The 17,287-nt window shown below is 42.3% G+C and carries 16 protein-coding genes; 6 read left to right on the top strand and 10 right to left on the bottom strand.

Annotated features, from left to right (window positions below):
• Positions 1–330 precede the first annotated feature (330 nt).
• Complete coding sequence (locus tag Q4557_RS02600; protein WP_102438796.1) at positions 331–840, bottom strand: RDD family protein; 510 nt, start codon at positions 838–840, stop codon at positions 331–333.
• Positions 841–934: 94 nt separating this feature from the next.
• A complete protein-coding gene (locus Q4557_RS02595; RefSeq protein WP_102438794.1) occupies positions 935–1,192 on the bottom strand; it encodes a DUF2960 domain-containing protein in 258 nt (85 codons plus the stop codon).
• Between the two features lie 214 nt (positions 1,193–1,406).
• Between Q4557_RS02595 and Q4557_RS02590 the strand changes: the two genes are divergently transcribed.
• Positions 1,407–1,970 carry a DsrE family protein gene (locus tag Q4557_RS02590; protein ID WP_102438792.1) on the top strand — a complete coding sequence of 188 codons (564 nt, stop codon included), beginning with the start codon at positions 1,407–1,409 and terminating at the stop codon, positions 1,968–1,970.
• A gap of 133 nt (positions 1,971–2,103) precedes the next feature.
• Here Q4557_RS02590 and Q4557_RS02585 read toward each other — a convergent pair whose 3' ends face one another.
• The 4 genes from Q4557_RS02585 to Q4557_RS02570 all read right to left on the bottom strand — a co-directional run bounded on the left by Q4557_RS02585 (position 2,104) and on the right by Q4557_RS02570 (position 7,141).
• Complete coding sequence (locus Q4557_RS02585; RefSeq protein ID WP_102438790.1) at positions 2,104–2,772, bottom strand: DUF2913 family protein; 669 nt, start codon at positions 2,770–2,772, stop codon at positions 2,104–2,106.
• A 74-nt stretch (positions 2,773–2,846) separates the two neighbouring features.
• Positions 2,847–3,482 (bottom strand): peroxiredoxin-like family protein, encoded by a 636-nt coding sequence (locus Q4557_RS02580; RefSeq protein WP_102438788.1) that lies wholly within the window; start codon positions 3,480–3,482, stop codon positions 2,847–2,849.
• Positions 3,483–3,717: 235 nt separating this feature from the next.
• A complete protein-coding gene (locus Q4557_RS02575; RefSeq protein WP_076541129.1) occupies positions 3,718–5,019 on the bottom strand; it encodes a DEAD/DEAH box helicase in 1,302 nt (433 codons plus the stop codon).
• Positions 5,020–5,353: 334 nt separating this feature from the next.
• Positions 5,354–7,141, bottom strand: coding sequence for an aminopeptidase P family protein (locus tag Q4557_RS02570; protein WP_102475553.1), 1,788 nt, complete (start codon positions 7,139–7,141; stop codon positions 5,354–5,356).
• Between the two features lie 252 nt (positions 7,142–7,393).
• Here Q4557_RS02570 and Q4557_RS02565 point away from each other — a divergent pair, with 252 nt between their 5' ends.
• Positions 7,394–8,608: a Xaa-Pro peptidase family protein gene (locus tag Q4557_RS02565; RefSeq protein ID WP_102438784.1), complete on the top strand. Its 1,215-nt coding sequence runs from the start codon at positions 7,394–7,396 to the stop codon at positions 8,606–8,608.
• Between the two features lie 287 nt (positions 8,609–8,895).
• On the opposite strand, the gene Q4557_RS02560 is transcribed toward Q4557_RS02565, so the two are convergent.
• From Q4557_RS02560 to Q4557_RS02550, 4 genes are all read right to left on the bottom strand, one after another.
• A complete protein-coding gene (locus tag Q4557_RS02560; RefSeq protein WP_102475551.1) occupies positions 8,896–9,366 on the bottom strand; it encodes an FKBP-type peptidyl-prolyl cis-trans isomerase in 471 nt (156 codons plus the stop codon).
• A 155-nt stretch (positions 9,367–9,521) separates the two neighbouring features.
• On the bottom strand, positions 9,522–9,824 hold the full coding sequence (locus tag Q4557_RS19920) for a DUF1294 domain-containing protein (RefSeq protein ID WP_368506486.1): 303 nt from the start codon (positions 9,822–9,824) through the stop codon (positions 9,522–9,524).
• Positions 9,825–9,934: 110 nt separating this feature from the next.
• Positions 9,935–11,134 (bottom strand): DUF418 domain-containing protein, encoded by a 1,200-nt coding sequence (locus Q4557_RS02555; RefSeq protein ID WP_303410473.1) that lies wholly within the window; start codon positions 11,132–11,134, stop codon positions 9,935–9,937.
• Between the two features lie 85 nt (positions 11,135–11,219).
• On the bottom strand, positions 11,220–11,696 hold the full coding sequence (locus Q4557_RS02550) for a hotdog fold domain-containing protein (RefSeq protein ID WP_102475549.1): 477 nt from the start codon (positions 11,694–11,696) through the stop codon (positions 11,220–11,222).
• Between the two features lie 342 nt (positions 11,697–12,038).
• On the opposite strand from Q4557_RS02550, the gene Q4557_RS02545 reads away from it, so the two are divergent.
• The 4 genes from Q4557_RS02545 (at position 12,039) to Q4557_RS02530 (ending at position 17,287) form a co-directional block, all read left to right on the top strand.
• Entirely contained in the window at positions 12,039–12,959 is a 921-nt protein-coding gene (locus Q4557_RS02545; RefSeq protein ID WP_303410471.1) for a DUF368 domain-containing protein, read from the top strand.
• A 264-nt stretch (positions 12,960–13,223) separates the two neighbouring features.
• Positions 13,224–14,183 carry a DUF523 and DUF1722 domain-containing protein gene (locus Q4557_RS02540; RefSeq protein WP_303410470.1) on the top strand — a complete coding sequence of 320 codons (960 nt, stop codon included), beginning with the start codon at positions 13,224–13,226 and terminating at the stop codon, positions 14,181–14,183.
• A gap of 75 nt (positions 14,184–14,258) precedes the next feature.
• Complete coding sequence (locus Q4557_RS02535) at positions 14,259–15,755, top strand: deoxyribodipyrimidine photo-lyase (RefSeq protein ID WP_303410468.1); 1,497 nt, start codon at positions 14,259–14,261, stop codon at positions 15,753–15,755.
• A gap of 320 nt (positions 15,756–16,075) precedes the next feature.
• Positions 16,076–17,287, top strand: coding sequence for an NnrS family protein (locus Q4557_RS02530; RefSeq protein ID WP_303410465.1), 1,212 nt, complete (start codon positions 16,076–16,078; stop codon positions 17,285–17,287).

Genomic DNA, 17,287 nt, shown 5'->3' with positions numbered 1-17,287 from the left:
CAATAATAAATATCCCAATGACGTTAGTTGTTGGGATTTTTTTATATTTACTTGACCACATCAACCAGGGTTTTATTGCTGTACTCTACCTCTACCTCTACCTCTACCTCTACCTCTACCTCTACCTCTACCTCTACCTCTACCTCTACCTCTAGTTCTGCTTTTAGTTTGAGCCTTAGCCCAAATCGCTGCGCCATGTTAGCGGCTTGATGTTCTACAGCGCCAATAAAAAACGCCGTAACCCATAGGATTACGGCGTGTTCTTTGATGGTATTAGTTTATGGCACTAGTTTATGGCACTAGTTTATGGCATTAGTTTGTGCCGCTAGTTTAAGCGCCGCGCCAATTGCGCATTTGGTTCGCTTCAACCGACAGTACTACGACTTCTGATTGGGTCATTTTATCTTGTAGGGCCTGTTTATCAGGATTGATAAGAATAAATAAGTTACCAATACCAGCCAGTGACCACACCACGCGGGCAAGCGCAGTAACAAAACTTAAGTTTTGTCCATTAGGGTGCTGCACTTTTAAGCGCCATGCTCTCATCCCTAATGTTTGACCGCCGCGGCTCCAAAATAAGGCATAAAAAGCGACGACACAAAGTACGACCCATAACTGATAAATACCTTTATACAGTGGGGTTTGATGCAGTGCATCTGCAATGTGCTCGTAACCATCCATTGAAATAACGCCGCTGCTGGTAAGGCCGACAAACAGGCCAAAACCAATGGCACCGGCAACCATATATACGGCTACAGCCAATAATGAGTCATATATTATGGCGCCACAGCGGCGGATAAAGCTGGCTCTAGGGAAATTAGCGTGGTCTGAATTTATCATGTAAATCCTTTTATTGTTGTTGTCACTAATAATTGGTGATGCCACTAATACAAATGCGCTTAACTCTTAACTCTTAGCGGTTAGTTTTTGACTGTTAGCTTTGCTCGTCATCATCACGAACAAATTTGATGCTACTAAAACCGAAACGGGCAAACTCGGTTTTACGGTAATCTTTTTCTGCTTTAGCCCCTTTTTTAGAGGTCATTGCAATTTGCTGTTCCATAGCCAAGAAGTTGGTTAAATCAATACCTTCAGCTTCAGCCGCAGCTTCGTATAGGTCATGATGTATATCGTAACTGAATGCGATTGTTTTGGTTTTACCTTTAAAGGTATAAATGACTTGGCGAGCCATGGAAACTCCTGAGTTTGGCGGCTTAACATTAGCTTGCTAAGCAACACATACGACTAAGATAAGCTGGCGGTTAAGCATTGATACTTGATTACGCAGCTTTTGAGATTGATACCCCTGAGCAATTTATTTACAGGGGTAAAAATTTGAGGGCTATTATAGCTAAATGCAGCGTTTCAAGATAGCTTTGTCATAATGCAATCAATAAGGATAAAAGATGCACAAAATATCAAGTCTCAAATTGCTGATGGTTAGCTTACTATTGGTAACCTCTAGTGCTGCTATGGCAGGAAAAGAGGCCTTTAAAGCTGGAACTGTGATAAAAGGCTATGGCGAAATCGCGACAATTGACAGCCAACTGGCCTTGCCAAAAGGCATGCAATTTAATATCGCTTTTGATATGAGCAAAGCGGCTAAGGTTGGTGAGGTTAATCGCAGTTTAAATACCCTTGCTAGATTTATTAATATGCATGAGGCTGCAGGGGTTAAATCTAAAGATATTAATTTAGCTATGGTCGTACATGGCAGCGCCGTTGGGGACTTAGCTGATGATGGCTATTATCGCCAGCAACACGGCTTAGCTGCGCCCATCGAAAATGCCAATAAAGCCTTGGTACAGCAATTAACTGAATATGGGGTGAAGGTCTATATTTGTGGTCAAAGCGCAGCGTATTACAACCTTAGTAATCAAGCATTATTGCCTGGAGTTGAAATGGCGTTATCAGCAATGACGGCCCATGCTATTTTGGCGGAGCAAGGCTATAGCCTTAACCCATTCTAAAGCCGTTTCTAAAAATCTTTTCTAAAATGTTTGGCTAAACATCATCTTAAAATTCTTTAAGAAACCCAACCAGAAACAAAAAAAAGCGCCGACATTAAGTTAGCGCTTTTCGTTACAGCAGTTAATTAGCGAGTTAAGCCAGCGACTCTACTAATAAACATAACTCTGATAACTGGTTGTTTGGGTATACCAAATAGGTTTTATGATGTTTGATAAGACTGGTTTTTTTATTACCTTGGCTAACCAATAGCCCTTTATTGAGCGCTTGCTCGGCAAAATATTGCTCATCACCACGCACATAGATAGCTAAAGGCTTAATGAGTCTATCTACATCAAAATAGTGCGACAGCTGATGTTCACAAATCACCATACTCGATTGACCATTACCCGCCAGTTTGAGCTTTTTGGCACCTGAGTCTGAAAACGCAGTATCAGTAATAACAAACCATTCGTTGCTATCTAAATGCTCGATAAGCGCATCGATTGCGCCTTTTTCAGATAAGGTGGTGGTGAGCACTTGTTGGTATTGAGTTGCGATACGTTGCAGTAGCTGCGGTAACATGGCGCCAGCGCCTTGGCTGCGAGCCATACGGATCCAGCTATTGAGATCATCTGCAACCATTTTAGGAAAGCGCTTATCCCGTAATGACTCCACCATCCATGCACACAGAAAATGACTTTCTTGGGCTGGGGTTCGCTTGGCTTTTTGCTTTAATGCAGACTCTTGCAAGGCTTTAATCCCTGCTTCAGCTAGGGCCAAAATCGCTTGGTTGTATGTTGGTGCTTGTGTTGTATTTTGCATAAATAACTCCGCCGCAGAAAAATGGGAAGTGCGGCGAGGCTATTGTAGCAAAGGCGAGTTATTGCTGCTGCAAATTATTGCCCTTGCAGTAATTTAGCCGCGGTTAAGATAAGCTCAGGTGCGGGGCGCACTTTATAATTTGGATTTATGTATTGAAAGTGTACCAAGCCGGTTTTATCTGCCAGATAAACTGCAGGCACTGGTAAGACTAAGCGCTGCTCACCTGCAGGTGTGGTCCAAAGAGTATTTTCAACACTGAGCTTGGCGCGGTACATACTAGTGACTTTTTCACTGGTATAAAAGGCAATACCAAATGCTTGGGATGCGGTCATATTTTCATCTGATAGCAATAGGTAATCCAGTTTATTGTCATTCATTGAGGCTTTAAGTTTAGCGGGTGAGTCAGGTGAAATCCCCACTAACTGAAAACCCATTTCAATTAATTTAGGCTCAATAGCTTTAAGTTGGCCCATTTGAACATTACAAAATGGGCACCAACCGCCACGATAGAAAAAGAAGATAGTGGGCTTAGCTGCGGTTAATGCTAGTAGGTTAACCTTATTGCCGGCAACATCTTTAAGGTCAAGGTTCGGGATTTGTTGTCCATTCATTAATGGCATGACGTGGTATTCATCGCTAGCAATAGGTTTAGCCATTGAAGGTAAGCTAAATAAGGCCATTGCGACGACTAATATAAGTTTTTTTAACATGCTGAAATCCATATTCAATTAAAGTGATGATCTTAGTGAGCGCCCTAATTGGCACTTCTTATCGCCGAGTTATACTGGTTATAATATTCGCTGTTACGGCGACAATGATTAGACCTGATCACCACAGTTTTTATTTCATCGAACTTACTTAAAGCGAATAATGAGTTACTTATTGGTTTTTAGGCATAAAAAAAGGCGCTAATAGCGCCTTAATATTGAAATAATAAAGGGATGATTACTTCAGTTTTTTGTACTTAACGGTACTGGTTGATTTACCTACCGTTACGCGGCGACCTTGCATGTTACGCTCACCGACAACTTGCTCACCCGCGCTATCAGCACGTTGTTGTTTCTTCGCAAAGCTACGACGCTTTTGAATTTGCTTTAACAGTAATTCACGGCTGCCAACTTCATAACCTGGCGCAGTAATTCGGCGAATTGGTTGACCGATTAATTTTTCAATATCATGTAAGGTGCGCTCTTCTTCGCGGCTCACAAATGAAATTGCGGTACCTGATTTACCTGCACGTCCGGTGCGGCCGATACGGTGCACATAATCTTCAGCAAGAAATGGTAAGTCATAGTTAACAACATAGCCTAAATCTTGAATATCCAATCCACGAGCGGCAACTTCGGTTGCAACTAGCACACGTACTTTACCTTCAACAAATTCACGTAATGCACGGCGTCGACTGCCCTGGGCTTTTTCGCCATGAACCACAGCTGACGGAATACCATCAAGGTTAAGTTCTTTCACTAGCTTATCTGCAGCATCACGGGTTGCAGTGAAGACTAACACCTGTTGCCAGTTTTTAGTGCCAATCAATTCAGATAGTAATTCACGCTTACGGCGCTGCTCAACGGGATAAACCACTTGGCTTACGGTATCTGCGGTGGTGTTTTGTTTGTCAGCAGTAATGACCACTGGCTTTTCAAGCATTTCGTTAGCAAGCTTCTTAACTGAGGTTGAGAAGGTGGCTGAGAATAATAAGTTTTGACGCTGCTTATTCACGGCTTGAAGAATTTTTTGAATGTCGGTGCTAAAGCCCATATCCAGCATACGGTCAGCTTCATCAAGGACTAAAAACTCAACATTTGAAAGGCTTAAGTTACATGCGTTTAAATGCTCAAGTAAACGCCCTGGGGTTGCTACAATAATGTCAGCACCACGTTTAAGCTTTTGCGCTTGGCTAGTCAGCTTTACGCCGCCATAAATGGTCAGTACTTCCATGTTGATGTTCTTACTGTAATCAGCAATATTGTCAGCAACCTGAGCAGCTAGCTCGCGCGTCGGGGTTAAGATTAACGCGCGGGTATTTGAATGCTGTAACTCACGTGGGTTTTCAACCATTTTTTGCAGCATAGGTAATGCAAATGCGGCTGTTTTACCAGTACCGGTTTGGGCGCTGGCAAGTACATCTTGGCCACGACGAATTGCTGGAATAGCTTGTTGTTGAACGGGTGTCATAGTTTTATACCCGCAATCAGCGATCGCACTTAATATTTCTGGGGCGAAGCTAAAAGATTCAAATTTCATTGGTATCTTGTTCCTATCATTATCACGTCATTCAACAGTTCAGTGGCTAGTTAACTAAAAATATTAGTTTTCAACCTGCCTGAGTATAGTTCATCGTGCTAGTACCAAAACGACTTAGCATGTCATTTTAACATGGGTTTTAAAGTTCGCTAATGGATCAGCGGCGGCGGAGTATAACAAAGTTTTTTGATTAATTCTTAACTAAGTTTTGTGGTCAGTTTTTAGGGCATGATTATGGCGACGTTATGGCAATTAGAAACGGGCTCTGAAAACAAAAATGCCCAATTTAAATGGCTTAAAATTGGGCAAGTATGGGGATAATGACTGAGTTATATTAAAGCTCAGTCGTTACCTCAGTTAACCATGCAAGGTCATCACCTGTGAGCATAGTTGATAAGGTGGTAAACACTTTTTGATGGTAGCGATTTAACCAATCAATTTCAGCTTGAGTGAGTAAGGATTTATCAATTAAACGCTTATCAATAGGGATTAGTGTTAAGGCATCAAACTCCAGCATTTCACGCTCAGCATTAACTAGGCTTGGTGATGGGAGCACAGCCACTAGGTTTTCAATGCGAATACCAAATTCATTAGCGCGGTAATACCCCGGCTCATTGGATAACACCATACCTGGCAATAATGGCACGCCATTCACGTTTTTACCAATGCGCTGCGGGCCTTCATGAACACTTAAAAAATGTCCTACGCCATGGCCTGTGCCATGGTCATAATCAAAACCATGTTGCCACAAGTACTGACGAGCAAAGCCATCTAACTGCTGGCCTGATGTGCCTTTAGGGAATTTGGCTTGATCAAGGGCAATATGACCTTTTAATACTAAGGTGACCATTTTTTGTTGCTCAGCGCTGACGTCACCAATGGCAATAGTACGGGTGACATCTGTGGTGCCATCAAGGTATTGCGCCCCAGAATCTACCAAGTAAATGCTGTTCATGGTCATTTGACTTGGCGTGGCGTCATTATGATTGTAATGACACATAGCGGCGTTAGCACCGGTGGCTGAAATGGTATCAAAGCTTGGCTCACGATACAGTGGGTCAATTAATCTGAATGATTCCAGTTTATCGGCAAGCTGGGCTTCATCATAAAGACGGTTGGCGGCAACTTCCATATCAAGCCAAGCAAGAAAACGGCTTACTGCTGCACCATCACGGATATGACATGCTCGCATACCACTAAGCTCGGCGGCATTCTTTTGTGCTTTTGGCAGCGCGACAGGATCTGAGCCCGCAACTAATATGGCGCCCGCTTGCTCTGCGGTTAGCTGGGTCCAAGCATTGCTGGTATTAGGGTCTGCCAGCAGTTTTACACCGTTAAGTTGCTTAAGCGCTTCAGCTAATAATGATTCATCTTTAAATTCAACGCCAGCGCCCACATGCTCAGCAAAGCCTTGGGGCAGTTTGTTGCTATCAGCAAATAAGGTCATATCACCGTTGGCACTCAGTAACGCGCAGCCTAAGGTGACGGGTAATCTTGGCACATCGTTGCCACGAATATTAAGTAACCAACAGAATGAGTCTAAAGCGGCAATTAATGCCATATCGGCGCCTTGCTTGGCAATGATGTCACCAATTTGTTGACGTTTATCAAGGCTATTACGGCCTGCGCCCTCATGGCTAAATAAGGTAATGGGCTCTGTTGGTAGCATTGGGCGTTGCTGCCAATGGATATCAATTGGGTTTTCAGCAACTGACACTAAGCTAATATCAGCTTTTGTTAATTGATGCTGTGCTTGTTGATACCAAGCTAAGGTATGTAATCGGCTATCTATGCCAACACGTTTACCTTGAGCTAACTTATCAATCAGCCATTGAATTTGCGGCGTATCCGTTAGGCTTTCATAACTAAACAACTGCGCATCAACTTGCAGTGCCACTTGCACTGTGTAACGACCGTCAACAAAAATAGCGGCCGTGTCTTTTAAAATAATAGCCATGCCCGCCGAGCCGGTAAAACCAGTAGCCCAATGCAGCCTTTCATTGCGCTCAGGGACATATTCACCGAGGTATTCATCTGCTCGGGGAATAATAAAAGCATCGAGATTTTGTTGCGACATGGTTTGGCGAATGGCGTCAAGGCGCTGAGTGATCGTATCTGGCATGGTTGCTCCATTGGAGGTGGCTGATTGATTCAGTCTTATTAAGGTAAAGCGATTATCGCAACGGCGGTTTATTTTCAAACAAAGCGCTGACGATAGTCATCATCTGCAGGGTAACCGCAGCGAGTGTAATGTTGAAATACAATTGATAATTTATATTGTATACATTTTGTGGTTGAAGTTTACACTATGCGGATTATCGGATCACTAATAGAATAAAATTTGCTTATCTAGCATTAATTATCGGAGCGTACTATGACAGTCGGAGTCGGAACCCAAACCCCACAACAAGCATTAGCGAGTTTGTCAGATATGACCCATGATGTGGCTGCTATTGGGGTAGGAGAGTTTGAACAGCGAATTAGCCAAGCACAGCAATTAATGCAGCAACAAGGCATTGAAGCCATCTACATTAATGCTGGCACTAACCTGTACTATTTTACCGGTACTCGCTGGTATGCTAGCGAGCGTATGGTTGGGGCGATTATTCCTGCCTGCGGTGAGCTTGAATATATTGCCCCTGCATTTGAGCTTGATACCTTACAAGGTTATATGGCCGTCAAGGGCAAGGTGAATACCTGGCAAGAAGATGAAAGCCCTTTTCAGTTATTTGCCGACATGCTAGCAAATAAAGGCATTAATGCTGGCAAGGTGGGCATTGATGAAGCCAGCGCTTTCTTTATTTTTGATGGTATTCGCAGCGCCAATGATCAACTCAATTATGTGAATGCCAAAAGCATCACTGCCGGTTGTAGAATGATTAAATCGCCAGCGGAGCTGGCCTTGTTGCAACGAGCTAAGGACATGACCTTAGCGGTTCATATTGCCGCCGCCAGTATCTTACGTGAAGGCATTAGCACCAAAGAAGTGGAAGATTTTATCCATCAAGCCCACATCAAGGTTGGCGCGCCAGCAGGTTCATATTTTTGCATTGTATTGTTTGGCGAAGATACCGCTTACCCCCATGGGGTTAAGTCGCCTAAAACACTGGATTTAAACGACACGGTATTGATTGATACCGGTTGTCAGCTAGGCGGCTATAACTCAGATATTACCCGCACTTATGTATTTGGTGAGCCAAGTGAGCGCCAACGTGAATTATGGAATTTAGAGCAACAAGCGCAACTGGCGGCGTTTGCTGCTGCGACTATTGGCGCAACGTGTGCAAGTGTTGATAAAGCGGCTCGAGAAGTAATCGTTAATGCAGGTTTTGGCCCAGGTTATGATGTGCCAGGCTTACCCCATCGCACCGGACACGGAATTGGCTTAGATATTCATGAATGGCCCTATTTAGTGCTAAACGATCACACCCAGCTAGCAGCAGGAATGTGCTTTAGTAACGAGCCGATGTTATGTGTACCAGGTGAGTTTGGCGTTAGACACGAAGATCATTTTTATATGACTGAATCTGGCGCTGTGTGGTTCACCCAGCCGGCTAAATCAATTGATGATCCATTTGGGCTAAGCTAGATATCGACATCACTATTTAGTGAGTTGCGATAAACAATATAGATGAACCAATAAAAAATCCCTTGTAGCTTGGCTATAAGGGATTTTTATTTTCTGGCGCTTAAACCTTAAACCTTAAACCTTAAACCTTAAGCCTAGAGGCTTAAACTTAGTCGCTAAAACTTAGTCGCTAAAACTTAGTCGCTAAAACTTAGTCGCTAAAACTTAGTTGTCTAAACTTAGCCGTCTAAACTTAGCCACTTAAATTGTGATCTTTAGTCAGAGTAGATTTTTAGCTGATTTCATTCTTAGTTTATTGCTAATAGCTCAACTTCAAAAATGAGTACTGAACCGCCTTGGATTTTACCTGCCGAGCGATTGCCATAAGCTAAGCTGCTAGGAACAAAAAAGCGGAACTTATCGCCCACTGACATTAATTGCACCCCTTCAGTCCAGCCAGGAATAACCCGATTTAGTGGGAAGTCGATACTTTCACCACGTTCAACCGAACTATCAAATACCGTACCGTCGATAAGTGTGCCGTGATAATGAACGGTCACTGTGTCAGTCGCTTTTGGATGCTCAGTTGCATCACCTTTATGCATTATTTCATATTGTAGCCCTGACAAGGTGGTAACGACATCTGGATTTTTTTCATTTTCTAATAAGAAAGCATTGCCTTTAATGATGTTCTCTTTCGAGGCTTTTTCATTGTTTGATTGCGTGTAAAAGTAAAAGATGATCCCTGCGATCACACAAACGGACAAAATGATTTTCATAACTTCTTCTTATGGTTGCTAGCAATAAATGAATGGTACTCACCCAAGTGCAGTGGGTAAAGTGCAGCGGCGTTTTTTTAACGGCTAAATCATGATTTTTAACCCAAAGAGCTTAGTTAGCGGTTTAGAAACATACCACATAAGTTTTAGCACAGTTAAAGCCCTTGATATTGCAGGTAAGCCAAGCCCCCCAAAGCCAATATATTGATAACTATGCTGCAGAGGTAAATCCACTTAAAAGGTGTTTTCTGGGTTTTGTGCCTAAATGTTTGTTGAGCCAAAAGCCCTGCAGGCCAGCCACTAAGTAACGCAAAAAGGTGTAAAGTGCGCTCTTGTGTTCGCCATGTTTGTTTTGCTGCTGCGCGTTTATCAAGCCATGTAATCAAAAAGCTTAACAGGTTTATCGCGGCAACATAAATTGCCAAAAATGGCCAAATGCTATAACTAAAGAGTGCCATCAAGCATAAGCTGATTAGTGCAAATATTTTCATCAGTGTCATGAATCCTTTTATTCCAAAGTATCAACTTTCATTTTAAATATCAGCTTAACAGCTAGTTTTTAACCCAGTCATTTTTTTGAAACCAGCTTACGCCAAAGTGACTCTAGCGGGCCTTGGCTAAAATAGCGCAAATAAAGCGGCGCTAACAGCAATTGCAGCCCACTTAAGCCAAGTGCAATTAAGATATAGTCAACTCTATCAAGGCTGGCGTTAAGCTCAGGCATAAGATAACGAAATAGGCTGACACCTATGATGGATTGTAAAATATAACAACTAAAAGCCAGCTTTCCCACAGCTTGAAAAGGCGCGAGCACGTGAGTGGAATCTTGACAGGCTTTTACTATAAGGTGTAAGTAAATCAATGCCATAGGAATTGCACTTAGCATCATCACTATTGCTGAAAACTCAACTAAAATAGCGCTTGAACTGAAGCTTAACAGGCTATCTAGGCTTGATAATATAATGGCCGCAATAGCGCACTTGATTAAGGTTGTCCGCTCTAATCCATGTTCAAATGCCCCTTGTTGAAAAAGTGCCATTCCCCAGATCATTAGCCCCCCTAAAAACCACATTAAGGTTAACGGTATAATCAGTAACATGTAACCGACTTGGTTAAGTTGTAATAACACTATGTCACTATAATTTGCAGACCATGCTTGCAGCTGCTGAAGGTGGAATTCAGAGCCGCGATAATAATACTCTGGCTCTACTAACAAGCTCAGCAAGGCCATAACGAGCAGCGAGCCAACAATAAATTGATTAGCCCGTTTTTTTAACTGGGTGATATCGCCGTTGAGGTAATTCAGGGCTAAAAATGCACTAAAGGCATAACTGAGTAATATATCGCCGCCCCAAATAAAAATGCCATGGAGTAAACCAAATACTGCAAGCCATATTATGCGCCGTTTTAATAATGGGTAGGCCACTAAACTAGCCGCCTCGTAGCGCTTATATTGAATATATAATCCAGCGCCAAATAGGATAGATAGCAGCGAAATAAAGCGCCCTTCAAGGAAGAAATTACTAAAGACTTCTAAAATGATGTCTGATTGAATTTGAGGGTAATGCTGCGCATAGCCATAAAAGCTATTGTTCATAAAAAAAATGTTCATGAACAAAATACCAATAATGGCGATGCCTCTGAGGGCATCCATATTGGCATTGCGATTACCGTGACTTTCATTAATGGTTAATGACGCTGGTGGTGGCTGTTGAAGTGTATCTGAGGTTAATGCATTAGGGCGATTAATATGAGTTGAAGGATCCATTTCGAGTTCATATCTTTGTTGATTAATTATTGTAATAAAAGACTAACAGCCTGCGGTTAAAATTGATACAGACTGTTAGCTGAGACTACTTAGCGGGTTTTTCTGAAATCCATAATTTGATGCTGCCACGAACAACCACTTTGCCTTCAGTATCATAGGCATTAACCGGTACTAACATATCGCCCACTTGCCATTGCTCAGGGGTGACTTCGGCGACACATAAAATATCTGTGCCTGCTTTGGCGGTGTAATCAACCGACATGCCTTTTGGGATCCAGCGTAAATGCTTTGGAATAGACGCTTCTGCCATCACGCCCATGGCCATCTCTAAACCATTACAAATAGCAATTACGTGCACGGTTTTTATGTGGTTGTGTACCGCGCGACGTTTTTTAACTAAAACAGCACAGTGGTTCACTCTTAATGCGGTCACGAGAGGGCGCACGGTAGCAAAGTAGGGCGCTGTTCTTGATACCATCATTGAGAATATTTTATTACCGAAAGGGTATTTAGTGACTTTGTGATACAAGGCTAATACGTGATTGGGTTTATCGTGACTCATAGCAGTCCTTTAATGATTCTAAACGTAGGATTAATGTTGTTTTCAGCCATCTGGTTTTATTTTTATCTGGTCAGATGAGTTTTTGGGGCTTGAGTTTAACATCCTTGTAACGGCTTGCACATAAGCGAATGATATTGATAAAAGATATATTCCTTCACTGAGCTTAGTGCAGGTATAATTTGTTTTATATTGTCTTACTGCTAACCAAGTCACATGACTTTCAGTTTATAAACGTCCAACATAAGATGTTTATCGGCTGGCTTTAAGATAAGGTTTTATCAGGTATTTAAGCTTGTATTTCTCACCTCTAAGGTGTGTTCATTTTATTAATAAGGATTGGTTTTGCATCATTTATTAAATTACTTCAAAGGCATGGCGATGGGCGCAGCCGATGTTGTACCTGGCGTTTCTGGCGGCACAATTGCTTTTATTACGGGCATTTTAGACCCGTTATTAGATGCGATTCGTAAAATTAATCCTTCACTTTTTGGCATTATTAAGCAGCAAGGTTTTAAAGCGGCTTTCATGCACATTAATGGCCCTTTTTTGGTTTGTGTGTTTGGCGGGATCCTAACCAGTATCTTCACGCTGGCAAAACTCATTTCTTGGTTGTTAACTAATCATCCTATACCGGTATGGTCGTTCTTTTTCGGGCTGGTTTTATTTTCTGTTGTTCATATGCTTAAGCAAGTGAAAGGGATTAACTTGCTCCAAGTGGCATTATTTATCTTAGGTGTCGCCTTTGCTTGGGCTATCACAGTGCTTAATCCCATTGAGCTTGAAGTGAGTTATTTTACCTTCTTTATATCTGGCTGCATTGCCATTTGCGCGATGATTTTACCGGGTATTTCAGGTGGTTTTATTCTGTTGCTATTAGGTATGTATCCAGCCGTATTAGCTGCAGCCAAAGGCTTTGATATTTTAATGCTGGCTTGTTTTGCCTGTGGTTGTGTTGTGGGCTTACTGAGCTTTAGTCATGTGCTTTCAGCCATGCTACGTAAGTTTCATGATCAAACACTGATGTTTTTAACTGGGTTAATGTTAGGCACCTTAGGTAAAATCTGGCCATGGAAAGAAGTCCTCACTTGGCGTGAAAATTCCAGTGGTGAGCTGGTGGCACTCACTGAACAAAACTTATCGCCAATGCAGTTTGAGCAAATAACTGGTGAGCCATCTCAATTAACCGCTGCGATTATTTGTCTAATTGTTGGTATCAGCTTAGTTTGGGGCTTAGAGAAGTTTGGGCAAAAACACTCGGCTTAAAGCGAGGCGTATTAACTCAAGCGAAAAACATTTTTAGAAGGGCTATGCAGATATTGCGTAGCCCTTTTTTTATGGGGTGGGACAATACTTCTATGTTTACCTTAGCATTGTTAACCTTAGTCAGAACTTCTTGAAAATTAACTGCAAAAGAGTGATTGCTTAAATTGAGTTCAGGACTAATATCAATAAAAAAAGATGATCTATTTAATGATAGTAATCGTAAATATTTCTACGCCATAAGTAGTCGCCACAAGGAGTTGTATAGTGAATACAGAAATCTTTAACTCAGAGAAAATCCAAATAGGTATTAGTAGTTGCTTGTTAGGGCAAAAAGTAAGATTTGATGGCGGCCATAAAAACTCAAATTATTGCAATAAAGATCTCGCGCCATTTTTTGATTACATCAGCGTATGCCCTGAAATGGCCATAGGTATGGGCGCGCCACGCAAAAGTATTCGCCAAGAAATTGATGGTGATAAAATTTTTGTTAAAAGTGCAGATGGTAGTATCGATGTTACCGACAAACTTGCTGAGTTTAGTGAAAAGCGGGTTAAGGAACTCAACTTTATTGGTGGTTATATTCTCTGCGCTAAATCGCCAACCTGCGGTATGGAGCGGGTGATTGAGTATAAATACGGTACCAATAATGGCACTAAATCTGGTGTGGGAGTTTATGCCAGAAAATTAATGGAGACCTATCCCCATTTACCCGTGGAAGAAGAAGGGCGGCTACATGATCCTTTGATAAAAGAGAACTTTATTACCCGCGTCTATGCTTACCATGAGTGGCATTGCTTGCAAGCTGAAGGCTGGACTAAGCACAAACTCATGCAGTTTCATGCCCGTTATAAATACCTATTAATGGCTCACAGCCCACAATGGTATCGTGATTTAGGGCCAATCTTAGCGCAGATTGATGATCTTGAGGCCACAGCACAAACCTATTTTGAAGGCTTTATGACGGCGTTAAAGATCAAAGCGACGCGAAAAAACCATACCAGTACCTTGCAGCACATTCAGGGCTATTTCAAAAAACATCTGTCTAAAGATCAAAAAGAAGAGCTTACCGAATCGATAATGAAATACCGCGAAGGACTATTACCCTTATTGGTGCCAATAACCTTAATTAACCATTATTTACGCGAACACCCAACCCCTTATATTGAAGGGCAGGTGTATTTAAATCCGCATCCAGAAGAACTCAGGTTACGCTACGCTTACTAAGTTGTAATAAACGTGGTCGTATTAACCCTGCGGTTGGCGTAAACCAGATAAGACTTTAGCTAAGAGGTTGTATTAATGAATAGCTTAATTTGGTTTAGGCAAGACTTGCGTCTTGCTGATAACCATAGTGTTGTTGAAGCTTTTGAGCTGGCTCGTCAAACAAATGGTCAAGTTAAAGCGATTTTTATTGCCAGTACTGAGCAGTGGAAAAGTCATGATGTCGCGCCGATTCAAGTGGATTTTATTGAGCGCCATGTCAACCTTTTAGCCCAAAGTCTAGCTGCATTAGGGGTTGAGTTGGAGGTGATAACCTTACCTTGGTTCGACGATGTTATGGACTGGATGCCGCAATACCTAATCGATAATCAAATAGATCAGGTATTTGCCACCCAGGAACCCGAGTTTAATGAACGTAAACGCGATCAACAGCTTATTGATATTGGTGTACCTATCCAGTTTATCGCTCAAGATTGCATTGTTGCTGCAGGGGAGGTCACTAATCTTGCAGGCAAGATGTACAAGGTGTTTACCCCTTTTTCTAAAACCTGGCGTGAGATAGTGTCATCTAGGCGAATTGCCCCTGTGGCAGTGCCAGCGGCTATGGGGCCTGCGCTTAGGGCTCCAAAGACAATTGCATTTGATTATCCGAAAGTCTCTAGTCAGCATTGGCTTGCTGGTGAGGGGGCTGCAAAGCGCATTTTAGACCGTTTCTGCGCTAATAATTTACAGGATTATCTAGCAGAAAGAGACTTTCCTGCGCTAGGCAGTACCAGCCGTTTATCGCCTTATTTAGCCATCGGGGTGATTAGTGCTAACCAATGTCTCGCCTCAGTATTGAACCGTTTTCCAGATGCATTAGTGGATGATACTAGTCCTGCTAAAACCTGGGTGAATGAGTTGGCTTGGCGTGAGTTTTATCGGCACCTGTTAGTGGCATTTCCTGATTTGTCTAAAGGCAAAAACTTTAATGAAAATGGCAGCAAAGTAAATTGGCGTAATCATCCCCAAGAGTTCAAAGCTTGGTGTGACGGCGTAACCGGCTTTCCCATTGTTGATGCCGCAATGAGGCAGTTAAATCAAACCGGTTGGATGCATAATCGTTTGCGCATGGTGGTGGCGAGCTTTTTAACTAAGCATTTGTTGGTGGATTGGCGTTGGGGCGAGCGCTATTTTCGACAGCACCTTATCGATGGTGACTTGGCTGCCAACAATGGCGGTTGGCAATGGTCTGCTGGTACGGGCTGTGACGCCCAGCCTTATTTTCGGGTTTTTAATCCGATGAATCAAAGTAGTAAATTTGACCCCGATGCCAGTTTTATCAAGCATTATATTCCAGAGTTGGCCTCGGTGAGTTTAAAGCAAATTCATCAGCCTATATTCAGTGGTGATACTTTGAGTTGTGATGGTATAAACAGCAATGAAATAAGTGAGCAAGATATCAATGCTAACGGCGAGTTATTTGCTTTTGAACGTGAGTTTTCGTCTGCTAAATTGCACTACCCCAGTCCGATAGTTGAACATGCCATGGCGAGAAAGCGTGCCATTGAAGTCCTAAGCGCGCTAAAGCGCTAGGGCTTTCTGGCCTTTTATGAGCAGTATATTTTAATCATATCTCCATTCTTATTTAGTCCTTGCTTCCCCTTTGTTTGCCGATTAAAGCTGGCGAAACGAGTGAGTTAACTTAACCATCTCCCCAATAGTCATTGCTAATGCAGTGACTTGGTTTTGAGCTTATTTGCTCCAAGCACGCTATGATTGTTTGCCTGAGTTCACAGTTTCAATTAGGTTTGTAACAGAATGGCTAATCGCTATTGCTGCTTGGCTCAGAACAGCATAATATAATATGCATATAAAATGCATGTTATGTGTTCACCAAAAAAGGCTTGATTACTATGCTCAATATTGACGACCCAGCAGAAACGGAAAAAACCGCTGCTATTTGGCGTTTAGCTTTTAGGCCTTTTTTCTTGGGTGGTGCAGTGATTGCCATGCTGTATATTCCATTATGGTTAATGGGCTGGTTTACCCCGCAATATAGTCTGTTTAATAGTAACTTTTGGGCGAACGTATTACCTTTATGGTGGCACCCCCATGAAATGTTATTTGGTTTTATTTTAGCTATTGTCTGTGGTTTTTTACTCACGGCAGTGCAAACTTGGACCAATCAACCTAGCCTTAAAGGCATCCCTCTGGCGATTACTTTTATCAGTTGGCTACTTGCTAGGTTACTGCTGTTATTGCCGATGGATATCCCGTTAATTTTACCGGCATTTTTTGATAGCGTGTTTTTAGGCGTTGCTGCATTTACCATGTGGCGATGCGTTTATCGGGTAAAGCAATGGCAGAACATTGGTTTTTCAATCATGCTCATGGTAGCGCTTATAGTTAATCTTGTGAGTTATTACGCATTAAACGAACGCAATTTTATTTTAGCTAATCAAATTTGGCAGGGAATGATATTTTGGCTGGCGCTACTGATTACCATAGTTGGTGGACGGGTTATTCCGTTTTTTACCGCTATGCGTTTAAAGGTCACCAAAGCTCAGCCAATTAACATGCTGGAAAAGAGCTTATTAGTAATAATGGTACTTTTGGTGGTTCAAGCTATATTTAAGTTACTGCCTGTAGCTGTTGAGCAAGTGTTGTTATTGCTAGCAGGTACGCTGCATTTAGTTCGATTTAGCCGTTGGTTACCCCACAAAACCCTGTCTGAGCCGATGTTGTGGTCATTACATGTGTCTTATTTGTCACTGCCACTATCGCTACTGGGGTTAGGTTGGTTTATCAATGATGACTATGCTTATCGAAGCATGTTGCACTTATTTGCTGTGGGTTGTGTCGCATCTTTATGTTTAGCCATGATTTCAAGAGTGTCACTGGGCCACACCAGTAGAAATATTTACCAAGGGCCTAGCATGGTATTGGCGTTTGCCTGTTTACCCATAGCTGCAATATTTCGTGCCATTATGCCTTTGCTTTTACCCGCTCAAACCCAAATGTGGTTGTGGTTAGCAGGTGGGTTTTGGTTTATGGCTTTTGGATTATTTGTGCTGCATTACAGCCCAATACTTACTCGTCCTCGTATTGATGGCAGGCCTGGCTAA

The sequence above is a fragment of the Shewanella sp. 5_MG-2023 genome (assembly GCF_030547465.1).
In the GTDB taxonomy this organism is placed as follows: Bacteria; Pseudomonadota; Gammaproteobacteria; order Enterobacterales; family Shewanellaceae; genus Shewanella.
The sequence above is the reverse complement of the archived record's forward strand: the minus strand, read 5'-3'. Positions and strand labels throughout refer to the sequence as shown.

What these genes read in the sequence shown, in the direction of transcription:
- Q4557_RS02550 (WP_102475549.1), bottom strand. Translation starts at nt 11,696, where the DNA reads ATGAGTCACGATAAACCCAATCACGTATTAGCCTTGTATCACAAAGTC.
- Q4557_RS02555 (WP_303410473.1), bottom strand. Translation starts at nt 11,134, where the DNA reads ATGGATCCTTCAACTCATATTAATCGCCCTAATGCATTAACCTCAGAT.
- Q4557_RS02535 (WP_303410468.1), top strand. Translation starts at nt 14,259, where the DNA reads ATGAATAGCTTAATTTGGTTTAGGCAAGACTTGCGTCTTGCTGATAAC.
- Q4557_RS02570 (WP_102475553.1), bottom strand. Translation starts at nt 7,141, where the DNA reads ATGCCAGATACGATCACTCAGCGCCTTGACGCCATTCGCCAAACCATG.
- Q4557_RS02560 (WP_102475551.1), bottom strand. Translation starts at nt 9,366, where the DNA reads ATGAAAATCATTTTGTCCGTTTGTGTGATCGCAGGGATCATCTTTTAC.
- Q4557_RS02575 (WP_076541129.1), bottom strand. Translation starts at nt 5,019, where the DNA reads ATGAAATTTGAATCTTTTAGCTTCGCCCCAGAAATATTAAGTGCGATC.
- Q4557_RS02595 (WP_102438794.1), bottom strand. Translation starts at nt 1,192, where the DNA reads ATGGCTCGCCAAGTCATTTATACCTTTAAAGGTAAAACCAAAACAATC.
- Q4557_RS02585 (WP_102438790.1), bottom strand. Translation starts at nt 2,772, where the DNA reads ATGCAAAATACAACACAAGCACCAACATACAACCAAGCGATTTTGGCC.
- Q4557_RS02590 (WP_102438792.1), top strand. Translation starts at nt 1,407, where the DNA reads ATGCACAAAATATCAAGTCTCAAATTGCTGATGGTTAGCTTACTATTG.
- Q4557_RS02530 (WP_303410465.1), top strand. Translation starts at nt 16,076, where the DNA reads ATGCTCAATATTGACGACCCAGCAGAAACGGAAAAAACCGCTGCTATT.
- Q4557_RS02580 (WP_102438788.1), bottom strand. Translation starts at nt 3,482, where the DNA reads ATGTTAAAAAAACTTATATTAGTCGTCGCAATGGCCTTATTTAGCTTA.
- Q4557_RS02565 (WP_102438784.1), top strand. Translation starts at nt 7,394, where the DNA reads ATGACAGTCGGAGTCGGAACCCAAACCCCACAACAAGCATTAGCGAGT.
- Q4557_RS02600 (WP_102438796.1), bottom strand. Translation starts at nt 840, where the DNA reads ATGATAAATTCAGACCACGCTAATTTCCCTAGAGCCAGCTTTATCCGC.
- Q4557_RS19920 (WP_368506486.1), bottom strand. Translation starts at nt 9,824, where the DNA reads ATGGCACTCTTTAGTTATAGCATTTGGCCATTTTTGGCAATTTATGTT.